Source organism: Rhodohalobacter barkolensis (assembly GCF_002834295.1).
Lineage (GTDB): Bacteria > Bacteroidota > Rhodothermia > Balneolales > Balneolaceae > Rhodohalobacter > Rhodohalobacter barkolensis.
The window spans coordinates 233,999-247,705 of the sequence record NZ_PISP01000006.1; the positions used below are offsets into that span (position 1 = coordinate 233,999).

Genomic DNA, 13,707 nt, shown 5'->3' on the forward strand with positions numbered 1-13,707 from the left:
GTTCGGTTTAAAAACCACACCCTTAAGCATGATCAAAACAATTCCTACTATTAACAAATACTCTAAATGATGAAAACGATACTATATACGCTACTCCCACTCTTTCTATTTCTTGTTTTCACCCCGCTCACAACATCTGATGCATTTGCCCAGCCCATCCTGGAAGCAGAAAGTGCCGTGACAACTGAGGGTGAAATCACCATTAAAGGAAACCGGGTCCGATATGAAGCCACTGCCGGAACACAACCGGTTTGGAATGACGAGGGCGAACCCGATGCATCCCTGTTTTATGTCTATTACAGAAGAACGGACGTGGATGATGTTGCCAACCGTCCGCTCGTTTTTTCATTCAACGGTGGACCCGGCTCAGCATCGGTTTGGATGCACATCGGCTACACCGGTCCCAAATTTTTGAATATTGACGATGAGGGCCATCCGGTTCAGCCTTACGGTGTTTCAGATAATGAACACTCCATCCTCGATGTGGCTGACATCGTTTACATCGATCCGGTCAATACCGGGTTTTCCAGAATTTTAGATGAAGAAGCAGAAAGAAGTGATTTTTTTGGTGTGAACGCGGATATACAGTACCTAGCCGCCTGGATCGACAATTTTGTATCCCGCCACAACCGTTGGACCTCACCAAAATATCTGAAAGGTGAGAGTTACGGAACTACGCGTGTAGCCGGTCTTGCCCGTCAGCTACAGAGTTCACACTGGATGTTTGTTAATGGCGTAATCCTGGTCTCGCCAACCGGTTTGGGACTTGAACCACCGGCTATGACTCCACGTTCAGAAATCCTGAAACTGCCTTATTACGCTGCAACGGCATGGTATCACGATGCACTTCCGTCTGACCTTCAGCAGCGTAATCTGGATGATCTTCTTCCTGAAGTTGAGGAGTTTACCATCGAAGAATATCTGCCCGCCGTAGCCCGTGGAGGTACTCTACCTGAAGACCAACGTAATGAGATCGCTGAAAAAGTTTCCACTTACTCCGGTATTGACAAACAGCACATCCTGGATCATAACCTCACACTTCCCACCTCATTCTACTGGAAAGAGCTGCTTCGGGAGGATGGTATTACCGTTGGCCGCCTTGATTCTCGTTATCGCGGAATAGACCGATCTGATGCGGGCAACCAGTACGACCACGATCCGGCTCTTACTGCATGGAACCACGCATTTGCCCCGGGCATCAACTACTACCTGAGGGAAGTATTGGGTTACGAAACAGATTTACAGTACAACCTTTTTGGTCCGGTTCATCCGTGGGACAGAAGTAACGATTCAACCGGTGATGACCTGCGCCGGGCGATGGGTGAGAATCCGTTTCTCAATGTAATGGTACAGAGCGGTTATTTTGATGGTGCTACAGACTATTTCTCTGCCAAGTATGTGATGTGGAGCATGGACCGAAGTGGAAAAGTATCTGATCGCCTGCGATTTGAAGGGTACCGAAGCGGCCACATGATGTATCTGCGACAGGAAGATCTGGCCACATCCAACGAACACATCCGTGAGTTTATCCAAAACTCCCTTACCAACGGCGAATCAGCCAGATATTGATTTCACTTTTTGGCCACTCCGCTTTCCCCTCCTTTCCAAGGAGGGGCCAGGGGTGGTTAAATTTATTCGATAACATATTCACTTCTGCCTCGAAGGCACGAATACTCTAAGAAGCACAAAGGTTTTTCCGCGGAAATCCGCGATCCCCTCGGCGAAAATCTGCGAAAAACAAAAACTCTTTCCTTGTTTCTAATCCGATTTTAGGTAACTATTCCTCGCTGAGGTTCGCGGATTAATGCGCAGAGGCTCGCAGATCTTATACAAATTCCTGAAGCGCTACAGTGACCTCATCTTTTCCTGAAAGCAGATCGAACTCCACATTTTTGATGGAATTGTTATCCAGCACTTCAGCAATTACGCGCGCAACATCTTCTCTTGGAATTTCACCGCGATCCAGCTTTTCAGCAATTTTCACCTTCCCGGTTCCCTCATCATTTGTTAACCGGCCCGGTTTTATAATCACATAATTCAATCCACTATTTCTGAGGGCTTCATCCGCCTGCGCTTTTGCCTGCTGATAGACCTGAAAAACATCATCACCGCGCGGAGTATCCAATCCCATTGCGCTGATCATCACGTACTTATCAATACCATTCTTTTTCGCAGCTTCAATCAGTTTGATTGCTCCATCCCGATCCACGGACCATTTTCGATCTTTACCGCTTCCGGGTCCTGCACCTGCGGCAAACACCACGGCATCGGCATCTCCTACAAATTCACTGATATCATCTTCCTTTTCGATATCCACGACAACCGATTCGGCGCCGGCCTCTTTCAAATCATCAACCTGTTCTTCCTTTCGGATCAAACCTGTTACTTTATGTCCTTTCTCTTTCAAAATAGGGTGCAACAACATCGCAATTTTACCATGGCCACCCGCTACTACAATTTTCATAATATCTTACATTTTAAATTCTTTGACTCAATGTAGTTCAACAACAAGACATCCTGAAATCGAGTTCGAAAACTTAAGTATCAAACTCTGAACGAAAGGCATTAATTACCCATCAGAAATTGAATAGGATTCTCAAACCGATCTGCCCACGCATTTTCTGAATGGTCTGTTCCCTCAAATACTTCTGATTTAAAATCTTTATCTGGCACAAAACCAAGATCAAGCATCATTGCATCCACTTTCTTCTGATATGGAGCATAGAGTGAATCGAGTGCTTGTGTGCCATGATCGAAATAGATTTTATGTGAACCCGGATCCGGAACACTATTACTCAAATACTCCCTGATTCCATCCGGAATTTCATCATTCGATTCAAATGTGCCCGGCCAATGTGTGGATAAAGCAGCAGCTCCTGAAAACATCTCAGGATATTTTGTCAGCGTATAGAGAGAAATCAACCCGCCATAACTTGATCCGGCCATAAACCGCCCATATTTGCTCTTTTGTACCGAATAATTTCCCTCAACAAAAGGAATGACCGATTCTGCGACGAACTTAACATAACGGTTGGCATCAGGCCCATTCGGGAAACCGGAAAGCAATTCAACCTTTGGCTCACCGTCAATAAAATCCAGTGCATCTTCCGGAAAATATTCTGCTCTTCTATGATCATCCGTATTCCAGATACCAACAACGAGTGTTGGATGAATTTCTCCTGACTCCATCATTTCGGTCAGCGTTTCATCAACCCGCCACTCCTGTCCGTTCCATGTCGCACTCTCATCAAACAGCATCTGCCCGTCATGCATGTAAATTACATTGTATTCAGTTTCCGATTGAAATGAATTGGGAATCCAAACGTCCACAAAGCGTTCAGACAAACTATCCGGTTTGAAAAGATATCGATCCAAATGGCCCGAAATGTAGTCAGACTCTATTTTCTCCACAAATTCTACAGAGTTCGTTTTAGTATCACTACCCGAACATTGAATCATGAAAACAGTGATGCCAAAAAGAAAAAGTAATCTTTTCATTGAATTGATAAGTAATTTACAATATCAGAAGTTCATCGGTGGAATTTGACCGCGAATCTCACCGCTGCGGTTCCGGTTTGATCGGATGCTGATATACATTCGTCCATTCCGGAGAGCTTCTTTTTGAGCTTCTCTCAATTCAAACCGGTTCTCTTCGGCATTAAATTCACCACTCGTTTTATCTTCATTCAGCTCGGCAGTAAGCCGGTAAATTTGATTACCGGTTTCATCTGCCCGGCCAAAATGAATACTCGCACCCAGGTAGTACTCCCGTAAATCTTCAAATGATCCGCTAACGAAAAGTGAATCCCCCTCTACAGTAACATCTAATATTCCGGTTCCGCTTGATCGAACCGTAGGAACGCTGTTGTGGCCTGCCAGAACAACTTCAACAGTTGTCTGAGCTGCTACAGAAACCGATACCAGTGTCATGATTACCATCAAAAACAGACTTTTTACTCTCATCTCTATCACCTTTTTTTAATTTATCCTTCTCTAATAACGAATCCATTTATAGAAACCATATTGCAAGTCCTCAGGTTCATCTGAACAACATGGTTATTTGCTAAAATTAAACCTGCCGTTACGGTTTTCGTACTTTATATTATTCATTAACAAAAGATAACAAACTCAATCCTTTATAATGAGTAACAGAAATTTTGAACTCCAGTTTTCCGTCCGCGACTACGAGCTCGACACTCAGGGCGTGGTTAACAACTCTGTCTATCAAAACTATCTGGAACATGCACGTCATGAATTTCTGAAGTCAGTAGGTATCAATTTTAATAAACTTCATGAAAACGGGACGGATGCCGTTGTACATAAAATCGAACTGGTTTACAAAAAGCCATTAATGGGAGATGACCGTTTTGTTGTGAGAACTCACGCAGAGAAGTCGGGAAATGTCAGGTTTGTATTCTATCAGAATATCTACCGGATACCGGATGATGAATTGATTTTAAAAGGAGTGGTAACCGCTGTGTTTATGGAAAACGGCCGCCCGATTCGACCGCCTAAAGAGGTTGTCTCTGCCTTACAATAGCCGGATTTTTTTAATTCTGATATTCATCATCAGAAATGTTTCTAATCCATTTTTTGTATCATAAATAAATATCCAAATAATGAGAACATCATGACTTTACGATACCTATCTATTCTTATCCTTACTGCCCTTTTTTCGGCTTGCTCTTCAGCAAATGAACAAAGTGAAACTCTGACTCAATATCCAAATGCTCAGCTGTTGGTAGAAGCAACTGAGCTCCATTCATTGCTGGAAGAAGAGAATATTTTTTTAATTGATGCACGGGAGGAAACAGGCGATTCACTCATTCCCGGAGCTATACATTTTTCTGCGATTGAGAAATTGACAGACCCGGACCACCCGGTTCAAAGCTATTTAATTGGTCCGGAAACATTTGAACGCATGATGCAGGAGATAGGACTGAATAACGATGACCGGGTTGTTATTTACGATCAAGGAAACTCTCTTGCTTCGGCAAGGCTTTTTTATGCCCTCGATTATTACGGTTTTTCAAATGCTTCTGTGCTTAATGGCGGCATTCAGGGGTGGACAGCTGCATATCCCGTAGATGATCGTCCTGCAGAGCTGTCGCCGGGCAATTTTAGTGTTGATGTTCAGGAGTCAAAATTTTGTGATCTCAGCTACGTGATGGAGGCATCCAACGATCCTGATAAAATTATCTTTGATGCTCGATCTGAAGATGAATATACCGGTGCTGATGAGCGTGCTGAACAAAGCGGACACATCCCCAACGCCGTACATCTGGAGTGGAGTAATGTTCTTACGGAAGAGGGGATTCCCTATTTTAAAACCGCTCAAGATATCCAGGATATTTACGATTCTCATGGAATTACAAGGGATAAAGAGATCATTCCACACTGCCATACCAACGTTCGCGGTTCTCATGCATACTTCACGCTTAGACTGATGGGATACGATTCCGTGAGGGCTTATGAAGGTTCTTGGTCGGAGTATGGAAACTCCCAAAATGCGGTTGTAGAACAGTAAACGTCTAATTGAGGTAGAGAAAATTAAACAGAATATATATTACTCCCGGAGGCATTAGAAATACGATGGCCCAATAAACTGAGCTTCTTAGCTTAGGCAAAAATTCAGATTTGGGTTTTTGAGCTTTTTTGCCGGCTTCATCATCCCGTTCAAAGCCCAGACGATTCATTTTACCCCAGCTCTTTTTTCCCTTAATGTAGTCGATTAAACCTACAAATCTCCACCAGGCATGTATTTGTCTGTACCCCAGGTTTTCGAGTGAAGCATACAGGGTGAGAATCAATGTATTTTTGATGCTGCCATATCTTCTGAACGTGGCCTCTTCACAAATGAGAGAGGAGACGGAGAGCAAAAAGCCCAGCAGTATGGAAACCGTTAAAAAGAGAAGAACAAACGGCTCATAGATACCCATAAAAATGATCACAAAAATAAAGTAGATGTAGCCCATCATTTCAATGACGGGACCGATCAGCTCAACAAGTGTAAAATAGGGGATCGTTGTAAGCCCCATTCTGCCATACTTCTTATTAAAAAACATGGTTCTGTGGCGCCAAATTGAATCAACCAATCCTCTCTGCCAGCGATTTCTTTGCGTAGCCAAATCATTCCAGTTTTCCGGCACTTCGGTCCAGCAGACAGGTTTGGGCAGAAAGCGAACTCTATACTCCTCATCCTGTTCTCTGAAAAATCGGTGCAGCCTCACCACCAGTTCCATATCTTCTCCAACGGAGTCTCTGGCATATCCACCGGCCCTGATCACTGATTTTCGGTCAAAAATTCCAAATGCACCGGATATAATGATCAAACTTTTAAAATAGTCCCACCCAATTCTGCCAAACAGAAAAGAGCGCAGATACTCAACCGTCTGGATTCGGGCCAGAAAGCTCTTGGGAATCCCGATCTCCTTTATTTCGTAGTTCGAAACTTTACACCCATTCGCCACGCGCACAATACCTCCGGCTGCTACAAGTCGGTCATCCAGAACAAAAGCCTGAAGCATCTGTTTTAGCACATCCTGCTCCAACAGAGAATCTGCATCAATAGAGCAGAAAAGATCGTTGGCACACGCATTGATTCCACAGTTTAGCGCATCTCCCTTCCCTCCATTCACTTTATCGATCACAATCAAATTATCATATCGGCTTGATCTGTATGAAGTAACGATATTTTTATGTGGCAACGTAGAATGCAGCTCAATTTCAGACTCATACAGCCTGAAGTGATTTTTAAGCTTTTCAAGAGTAGAATCTGTACTTCCATCGTTTACCACTACAACTTCAAAATCTCTATACTGAAGCTGAAGAAGTGCTTCTACGGAATCAATAATATTCACTTCTTCATTATATGCCGGAGAGATGATGGATATCGACTTATACAGATCGGACTGAAAGACCCCCTCCGGTTCAAATACAGAATAGTACTTTTGATGTTTTCTGATATAAAACAGAGATACAACTACCATGGATAGATACGTCCCGTTCACAATCAAGAAATAGAGAATGAAAACCCAGCCTAAAGAATCTACCAGGTTGATAAATTGCTGGATGTGAGTTACAGCTTGTTCTAACAAATCTTAATGGGTCTATTTGAATTCTTATTATGCAATAGCCTTTTCGAATGTGATCTCCTGATCCAGAACAAGTACAGCCTCTTTTACAGACTTCCTCACATCTCTGTCCGGATAATTTTGATATGCTTTTATACTTTCGATCGCCATTGAATTCAAAAATATGCGCTGAGAATCTATAAGTGCCGATAATACTTCAGGCTCTTTCCAAAACTCATCTTTGCTTTCAAGCCAGCTTTGAAGCGGCTTGATCATTAAGTAGTAATTTGATTCGGATACACACCGTATTAAAAGTGCTCTTTTCTTTGTTGATAAATTTTTATCAGCAATGAGCGCTACTAAAAATGCGGCCTCTTCTGTTGTCTGACTTTTATTGTCGTGCTTGAATCTGTAAAAAAGCTCCAGTAACGCCATTTTAGAAATGCCCTCTCTTTTGGTAAACGTATCCATGGCGTGCATTCTGTCATTGAAATTATCGCTTGCCATCAGTGCAGAAGCTGCGGAGAACGCCAGGTAGGTATTATCTGACTGAACAAAATTTCCCAAAATATAAACGACATCAGCCCTGACAATATTCGTATACCTGAAATAGTTACACGCCTCTATTTTTACGACGTCATTGCCTGCCTTAAGCTGCTTCAGATGATACTTATAGAGTGACTCAATCATCAAAAGCCTCTTTAATTTATCTGCATCTTCTCCCTCAACATTTTTCAACAGCTTGACTATAGTCTCTTCAAATACCCGGTATTTTAACGTATTTGAGCCAAGAAGTTTTTCGAATGTTGCTTCCTTAACATTCTCTTCCATGTACTCAAATATCAGAGGCAAAAACGTTTCTCTATACTGATTGATTCTTTTTTCATCCCTATTTTGCTTCAACCTCATGGTAACCGTTATAACGAATAAGATGAATGTCGTCACTGTTAACAGTAAGGTTACCAGTATCAGTAACTGAATAGCCCCCTCCATTTCTACCCCTACAATCAAAAACATTAATTTTTACCCTGTATTATTAGTTTAATTTTCCAACGATTTTTTTACTCTCATGATCAGTTCATCTGTCTCAAAAGGTTTTACGATATAATCTTTTACCCCTTGCTCAAAAGCCAGCTTTTTATCTTTCATCTTCATTGAGGCAGAAAGCATTATTACACGAACATCATCTAAATCTTCATCTTCTCTAATCTTTCTAAGCACCTCTAGACCATTGACGCTTGGCAACATGATATCCAGAATTACCAAGTCGGGCTTGAGCTCTTTAATCGCTTCAAAACCCGAAAATCCATTTTCTCTCAACTCAAATTTGTAGTTGTTTCTCTTTAACTTAAATTCAATGAGTTTTGATATAACGGGATCATCTTCAATCAACAATACGACAGGTTCATCTAAGGTCATTCTAAATTTCTTTTCTTGTTTTACTTAATGTGAAGCAACCTAGCCATATATTTTCAACATTTAATATAGCATTACTTAACAAACCGTTAGAGCAATACAGAATTCTTTAATTTTTAGCCGGAAAAACTTGGGGTATTTTAGAAATCAACCTTCTGTTAAAAAAAGGCTTAATACTGAGTTTTATATTCTGTGTGCGTTAAAATCTTTCAATTTCGACCTACCATGAAATGACAAAAACCATAATCCTAAGCATAACTTTCTCTCTTTTAGCGATCACCCTATTTGCCCGTCAATCCTCTTCCTACGAAGATTATCAAAGCAAAAAGAATATGGCAGCTTTTGGGCTTACCTATGATCATTATGGAGACGATCTGGAAGACTGGCAGAAGATGTTCTTCGAGTACAGAAGGCAAACTTCCGGCGGACCCATCATCGGCCGCATGAATGTAGGCCATCGCTTTGATTTAACAGATTATCAGGGAGAAATTGATTACTGGCCTGAATTCAATGAAAATTGGTATGGCTATTTAAACGTAGGCTTATCAGGTGGCGATCTCTTTCCTGAATTTCGTGCCGGCGCCGAACTTTACCGGGCATTACCTCAGGGTTTTGAAACATCCTTAGGCTTTCGCTACCTGAAGTTCAGTGAAGACGACGTTCTCATCTTAACCGCCTCAGTTGGTAAATATATTGGCAACTGGCTGTTGATTGGTCGCCCGTACTTCACACCGCAGGACTCAGGTGTTTCGTCATCATTCACATTTTTAGCCCGACGTTATTTAGGCAATCCTGATACGTTTGTAACTCTTTTGGGAGGTTTTGGCTTTTCGCCGGATGAACGTCGATTGCTGGACGGACAAGCCGATAACCGTTTTCAAAAATCCAGGTATTTAGGAGTTCGAACAAACTACCTGGTTCAGAATCAATTTGAACTTTTTGGAGAGTTAAAATTAACCTGGCAGGAATTTCCCTTCTCGGAGAATTTCACTACAATCTCAACCTTCGAAATGGGCGGTCGTTTCCGATTTTAATAATAGTGTAGTGTATGTATTTAAAATTATCGAAGTTGCCTTTCTGTTTGGTTTTAATTATTTCTGTAATCTCTCTTTTTATTACAGACACTTCAATCGGACAGAGCTCATCACAAGACCAACCTTTCCCATTCTCTATAAATGAAACACACCTTACCGTTTGGAATGGTGAGTACTACAGCCCACTCTTTATCAAAGGTGTGAATTTGGGAGTTGCTGTTCCCGGTACCTTTCCCGGTCAGCTGGCCGCTACAAGTGAAGATTATGCCAGATGGTTTCAGTTGATTCGAGACGCCGGTTTCAACACAATCCGGCTTTATACGCTGCACTATCCGCGTTTTTATGAAGAACTAAAGCGATTTAACGAAGCCAATCCTAACTCTCCGCTCTTCATTATTCAGGGTGTATGGCTCGAGGAGGAGATTCCCGGTTATGATGAAAATTTAAACACTCTCACAGAACCTTTTGAACAGGAAATGGAGGAGAATATACGTGCTGTTCATGGGGATATTATCATCCCGCCACGTCTTGGAAAAGCACACGGCACCTATGTAGATGATGTTTCTCAGTGGATAATCGCCTACATAGTGGGGCGTGAAATCCATCCTCCCGAAGTGCTTGAAACCAATCAATCCAATCCCGGCACGCACTCCTTTGATGGAAATTATCTTTCCATATCAGATGTCCGGGCTTCTGAGATTTGGGTGACTGAGCGTCTTGATCATCTGCTCACGTTCGAAATGGAAAATTATGACACGCAACGACCGGTTTCGATATCCAGCTGGCCTTCGCTCGATCCAATTGAGCACCCTTATGAAGAAAATCCCTACGAAGAAAGTGCCTCGCTGGATCTAAAAAATATCAATCTTGAAAATGCCCCGGCAGGCTTTTTCGCCTCCTATCACGCTTATCCATACTATCCCAACTACATTTCACGGGATCCGCGCTATGTTGTGTTTCAGGATCATATCGGTCAGAACAGCTACCTGGGTTATCTGACCTATCTGAAGGAGTACTATGATCACTTCCCGTTAATTATAGCAGAGTTTGGAGGATCTTCGAGCTGGGGTGTGGCTAAGTATGCCCATAGCGGAATCCATCACGGTGGATATTCAGAGCTGGAACAGGGTAAAAACAACATCCGAATGCTCGAAAATATCCACCAGTCCGGTGCGGGAGGAGGGATACAGTTCTCCTGGCTTGACGAGTGGTTTAAGCAGACATGGATTACCAATCCTTTCGATTTTATCCCGGACAGAAGGATACAGTGGCATAACGTTACGGCCGCTGAGCAAAACTTTGGACTGCTCGGATTTCGAAAACCCATTAGCCTAAACCTTTGGGAGGAGTTCGGTGAAACTGAAAAAGTTAAGCGGGTTCAAGCTCAGGCAGACTACTCTTACTTTCGATTACAGCTCGATATCGATCAGCACATACAGGAAAGTGATACCCTTTGGATATCACTGGATACTTACGATGAAACACTGGGAGAGTCCATACTTCCGGACGGACAAACCGTATCGAACAGGGCTGAATTTGCATTGATGATTACCAACTATGAGGCTGAACTATTTGTAACTGAGGCCTACGATCTTTTTGGCATTTGGTTTAATACATCAGACACTGAGCAGCAGTATCGCTCCACTGTAACAGACGGGGCACCCTGGAATTTGGTACGATGGAAAAATAATTTTGAAAGCGAAGATACACAGGATATTGGCCAATTAGATGTGAACAGATTAAATACACCGACCTATAGCACTGATGCCGTTCGTTTGTTTAGCGATCGCATAGAAGTGCGTCTGCCATGGTCGCTCATCAACTTCACCGATCCCAGCCGGCGTGAGGTTATGCATGATGATCGATCCACAACGGAAACGGAGACCCAAATTTCGGATGGCATAAACATCGGAATCTTTTACGATGATTTTGAAGCCGAGACCTCAACCCGATTTGCCTGGGATTCATGGAACACCCCCGAAGACGCCGAGGAATATCCCAAAGCGAGCTACACATTCATGAAAGAGTATTTGCCTTCTCTTCCCGGCAATCCAATCGCTTTAAGCGACCAATATGATCTTGGCACGGGTGATATCAACCATATCCACTCCGGTGACGGGCTTTTACAAAATGATTTATCGCTGGATGGAATGCCTATGGAAGCTGTTTTAGTTGAACCGCCTAAACGCGGACTTTTACAGCTGGAATCGGATGGAAGTTTCTTATATTTGGCCGAGTCGGGGTTTACCGGCAATGATGAGTTTATCTATCGGGTAAAAGCCGGGTTTAACTGGTCGGATCCGGTAACCGTTTCAATGCAGGTGTCAGGTACTCCGGTAGGCAGGGGTTTTGCTGAACTCTATCCAAATCCTGTAAGTACAACTCTCAATATTCGTTCCGGTGCTGTAATTGATTATGTTGTGGTACTCGATGTGCTTGGGAGACGTTTAAAAACCATTGACGTGAACTCAACAGAAATTCAAATTGAAACAGATGGTCTTGCTTCCGGTGTCTATTTTGCAAGGATATTTTCCGGAGATGAATTTCAATTGAAAAAATTCGTTGTTGTTCGTTGATAGCAAAATATCCTCTAAGCTTTTACTCAGCTCAAAACCATATTAAACAGGAGTACTGTTGGAGATCAAAAAAGATCTAACCGTCACAGATGACCAGCTCAATGAGCTGGAAATGCATTCTGTCATCAATATTTTAACTGTGATCAACAGCCAGCTTCATTTCATTCAGTTTGAGACTGACCACCCCGAATTAACCGGTCCGTTAATTGATCAAACCCTGGAGTTTGCTGATGCAGCAAGAGAAAAAGATCAGTCTGTTTTTAATGAACCAAAAATCAATGCTTTTCAGAAAGAAGTCATTGAAATGCTTGGGAATCTCAATGACCTTCAACCACTTTTAAATGACGGCTCCTCTGTTTCTGAATTTCACTCCATTTTTAATGATATATTTAAAGTGTTTGACGACAGGCTCGAAGAGATTTTTCACCGGTGGAATCACCCCAATCGCTGGGAATCTTTTCTAATCCATGACTTTAAAGAGGAGTTTCAGAAATTCTTCTACACCCTGGAGAAAAACAGTCGTGGCAGATACCGGATTATATACAATATCGCTCAACAAGAAGAGAAGGATTACCTTGTTCAGTTTGAAGTAAATAGCGACGATAGTGATACCATCTACCTGCCACTGCTGATCAAAGACGTTATTCGCGATCTTGTTGCCAATGCCAGAAAATACACTCTTCCCGGTGGCAACATTGAAGTAGGAATGACACAAATTAACGGTGTGTTCAAATTTGTTGTCCAAGACAGCGGATATGGTATACCGGAAGAAGAGATTTCAAAAATAATTGAATTCGGTTACCGGGCGTCCAACGTAATAGACGAGGTTAGAACCATGGGCGGTGGATTTGGTCTGACTAAAGCTTATCACATCACTCAAAAGTTTGGCGGACGTTTTTGGATTGATTCGAAATTGGATGAGGGAACAAAAATCACCATTGAGATACCCATACCAAAACAAATTCTTGAAAACGAAATTCATGCCTGAAGAGACTCTCTACAAAAAATTTCTTCTTAATAACTGTAGTTTTGATTCTGCTCACGATCTGGCACACATTCAGCGTGTCGTTAAATCAGCACAAACTATTTGTGATGAAGAGGGCGGAGATTTAGATATAGTTAAAGCCGCCGCATGGTTACACGACAGTGTCACACTTCCAAAGAATCATCCCGACCGTTCAAAATCTTCAATTCTGGCCGGAGAAAAAGCAGCAGCATTTCTAAATAGCATTGATTTTCCGGAGACTAAAGTTAAACATGTTGTACATGCAATTGAGGCCCACAGTTTTTCAGCAGGTATTGAACCCACAACATTAGAAGCTAAAATTGTGCAAGACGCCGACCGTCTGGATGCACTGGGTGCGATTGGAGTAGCACGTTGCTTGATGGTTGGCGGGAAGCTGGATCGCGCCCTTTATCAGCCTGAAGATCCCTTCTGTGAATCCAGAGATCCGGACGATTCGATTTACACGATAGATCATTTTTACGAGAAGCTTTTCAAACTGCCTGAGTTGATGAACACTGAGAGCGCAAAGGAGATGGCAGTTGAGAGGATTAGGTTTATGAAGCAGTTTTTAAGTGAGTTACAAAAAGAGATCTAATCAAATT

Annotated in this window: 13 protein-coding genes; 7 read left to right on the forward strand and 6 right to left on the reverse strand. The window is 42.4% G+C overall.

Annotated elements, in window-relative coordinates; translation table 11 throughout:
• Nucleotides 1-66 precede the first annotated feature (66 nt).
• The gene (locus tag CWD77_RS14460; RefSeq protein WP_206018034.1) at nt 67-1,569 is read left to right on the forward strand and encodes a S10 family peptidase; all 1,503 of its coding nucleotides are present in this window, start codon (nt 67-69) and stop codon (nt 1,567-1,569) included.
• Nucleotides 1,570-1,825: 256 nt separating this feature from the next.
• On the opposite strand, the gene CWD77_RS14465 is transcribed toward CWD77_RS14460, so the two are convergent.
• The 3 genes from CWD77_RS14465 to CWD77_RS14475 all read right to left on the reverse strand — a co-directional run bounded on the left by CWD77_RS14465 (nt 1,826) and on the right by CWD77_RS14475 (nt 3,963).
• Nucleotides 1,826-2,464, reverse strand: a complete 639-nt coding sequence (locus tag CWD77_RS14465; protein WP_101074307.1) for an SDR family oxidoreductase — start codon at nt 2,462-2,464, stop codon at nt 1,826-1,828.
• Nucleotides 2,465-2,565: 101 nt separating this feature from the next.
• A complete protein-coding gene (locus CWD77_RS14470) occupies nt 2,566-3,498 on the reverse strand; it encodes an alpha/beta hydrolase (protein WP_101074308.1) in 933 nt (310 codons plus the stop codon).
• 24 nt (nt 3,499-3,522) lie between these two features.
• Nucleotides 3,523-3,963 (reverse strand): CHRD domain-containing protein, encoded by a 441-nt coding sequence (locus CWD77_RS14475; protein WP_101074309.1) that lies wholly within the window; start codon nt 3,961-3,963, stop codon nt 3,523-3,525.
• 178 nt (nt 3,964-4,141) lie between these two features.
• Here CWD77_RS14475 and CWD77_RS14480 point away from each other — a divergent pair, with 178 nt between their 5' ends.
• Nucleotides 4,142-4,540 (forward strand): acyl-CoA thioesterase, encoded by a 399-nt coding sequence (locus CWD77_RS14480; RefSeq protein WP_101074310.1) that lies wholly within the window; start codon nt 4,142-4,144, stop codon nt 4,538-4,540.
• A 90-nt stretch (nt 4,541-4,630) separates the two neighbouring features.
• On the forward strand, nt 4,631-5,527 hold the full coding sequence (locus tag CWD77_RS14485; protein WP_101074311.1) for a sulfurtransferase: 897 nt from the start codon (nt 4,631-4,633) through the stop codon (nt 5,525-5,527).
• Between the two features lie 4 nt (nt 5,528-5,531).
• On the opposite strand, the gene CWD77_RS14490 is transcribed toward CWD77_RS14485, so the two are convergent.
• Genes CWD77_RS14490 through CWD77_RS14500 form a run of 3 tightly spaced genes read right to left on the reverse strand, consistent with a single transcriptional unit; the run spans nt 5,532 to nt 8,492 of the window.
• Nucleotides 5,532-7,097: a glycosyltransferase family 2 protein gene (locus tag CWD77_RS14490; RefSeq protein ID WP_101074312.1), complete on the reverse strand. Its 1,566-nt coding sequence runs from the start codon at nt 7,095-7,097 to the stop codon at nt 5,532-5,534.
• A 27-nt stretch (nt 7,098-7,124) separates the two neighbouring features.
• Complete coding sequence (locus CWD77_RS14495) at nt 7,125-8,090, reverse strand: hypothetical protein (protein WP_101074313.1); 966 nt, start codon at nt 8,088-8,090, stop codon at nt 7,125-7,127.
• A 24-nt stretch (nt 8,091-8,114) separates the two neighbouring features.
• On the reverse strand, nt 8,115-8,492 hold the full coding sequence (locus CWD77_RS14500; RefSeq protein ID WP_101074314.1) for a response regulator: 378 nt from the start codon (nt 8,490-8,492) through the stop codon (nt 8,115-8,117).
• Between the two features lie 227 nt (nt 8,493-8,719).
• Here CWD77_RS14500 and CWD77_RS14505 point away from each other — a divergent pair, with 227 nt between their 5' ends.
• The 4 genes from CWD77_RS14505 to CWD77_RS14520 are packed head-to-tail and all read left to right on the forward strand — an operon-like array spanning nt 8,720 to nt 13,700.
• Nucleotides 8,720-9,523 (forward strand): YaiO family outer membrane beta-barrel protein, encoded by an 804-nt coding sequence (locus CWD77_RS14505; RefSeq protein ID WP_101074315.1) that lies wholly within the window; start codon nt 8,720-8,722, stop codon nt 9,521-9,523.
• Nucleotides 9,524-9,537: 14 nt separating this feature from the next.
• A complete protein-coding gene (locus CWD77_RS14510; RefSeq protein WP_101074316.1) occupies nt 9,538-12,099 on the forward strand; it encodes a T9SS type A sorting domain-containing protein in 2,562 nt (853 codons plus the stop codon).
• A gap of 58 nt (nt 12,100-12,157) precedes the next feature.
• Nucleotides 12,158-13,087 carry a sensor histidine kinase gene (locus CWD77_RS14515; RefSeq protein ID WP_101074317.1) on the forward strand — a complete coding sequence of 310 codons (930 nt, stop codon included), beginning with the start codon at nt 12,158-12,160 and terminating at the stop codon, nt 13,085-13,087.
• Nucleotides 13,065-13,700, forward strand: coding sequence for an HD domain-containing protein (locus CWD77_RS14520; RefSeq protein ID WP_206018035.1), 636 nt, complete (start codon nt 13,065-13,067; stop codon nt 13,698-13,700). The genes CWD77_RS14515 and CWD77_RS14520 overlap by 23 nt, the downstream gene beginning before the upstream one ends.
• Nucleotides 13,701-13,707 lie beyond the last annotated feature (7 nt).

Bases quoted from the DNA above. Each gene is read 5' to 3' on its own strand.
- CWD77_RS14460 (WP_206018034.1), top strand. From the start codon at position 67: ATGATGAAAACGATACTATATACGCTACTCCCACTCTTTCTATTTCTT.
- CWD77_RS14465 (WP_101074307.1), bottom strand. From the start codon at position 2,464: ATGAAAATTGTAGTAGCGGGTGGCCATGGTAAAATTGCGATGTTGTTG.
- CWD77_RS14470 (WP_101074308.1), bottom strand. From the start codon at position 3,498: ATGAAAAGATTACTTTTTCTTTTTGGCATCACTGTTTTCATGATTCAA.
- CWD77_RS14475 (WP_101074309.1), bottom strand. From the start codon at position 3,963: ATGAGAGTAAAAAGTCTGTTTTTGATGGTAATCATGACACTGGTATCG.
- CWD77_RS14480 (WP_101074310.1), top strand. From the start codon at position 4,142: ATGAGTAACAGAAATTTTGAACTCCAGTTTTCCGTCCGCGACTACGAG.
- CWD77_RS14485 (WP_101074311.1), top strand. From the start codon at position 4,631: ATGACTTTACGATACCTATCTATTCTTATCCTTACTGCCCTTTTTTCG.
- CWD77_RS14495 (WP_101074313.1), bottom strand. From the start codon at position 8,090: ATGTTTTTGATTGTAGGGGTAGAAATGGAGGGGGCTATTCAGTTACTG.
- CWD77_RS14500 (WP_101074314.1), bottom strand. From the start codon at position 8,492: ATGACCTTAGATGAACCTGTCGTATTGTTGATTGAAGATGATCCCGTT.
- CWD77_RS14505 (WP_101074315.1), top strand. From the start codon at position 8,720: ATGACAAAAACCATAATCCTAAGCATAACTTTCTCTCTTTTAGCGATC.
- CWD77_RS14510 (WP_101074316.1), top strand. From the start codon at position 9,538: ATGTATTTAAAATTATCGAAGTTGCCTTTCTGTTTGGTTTTAATTATT.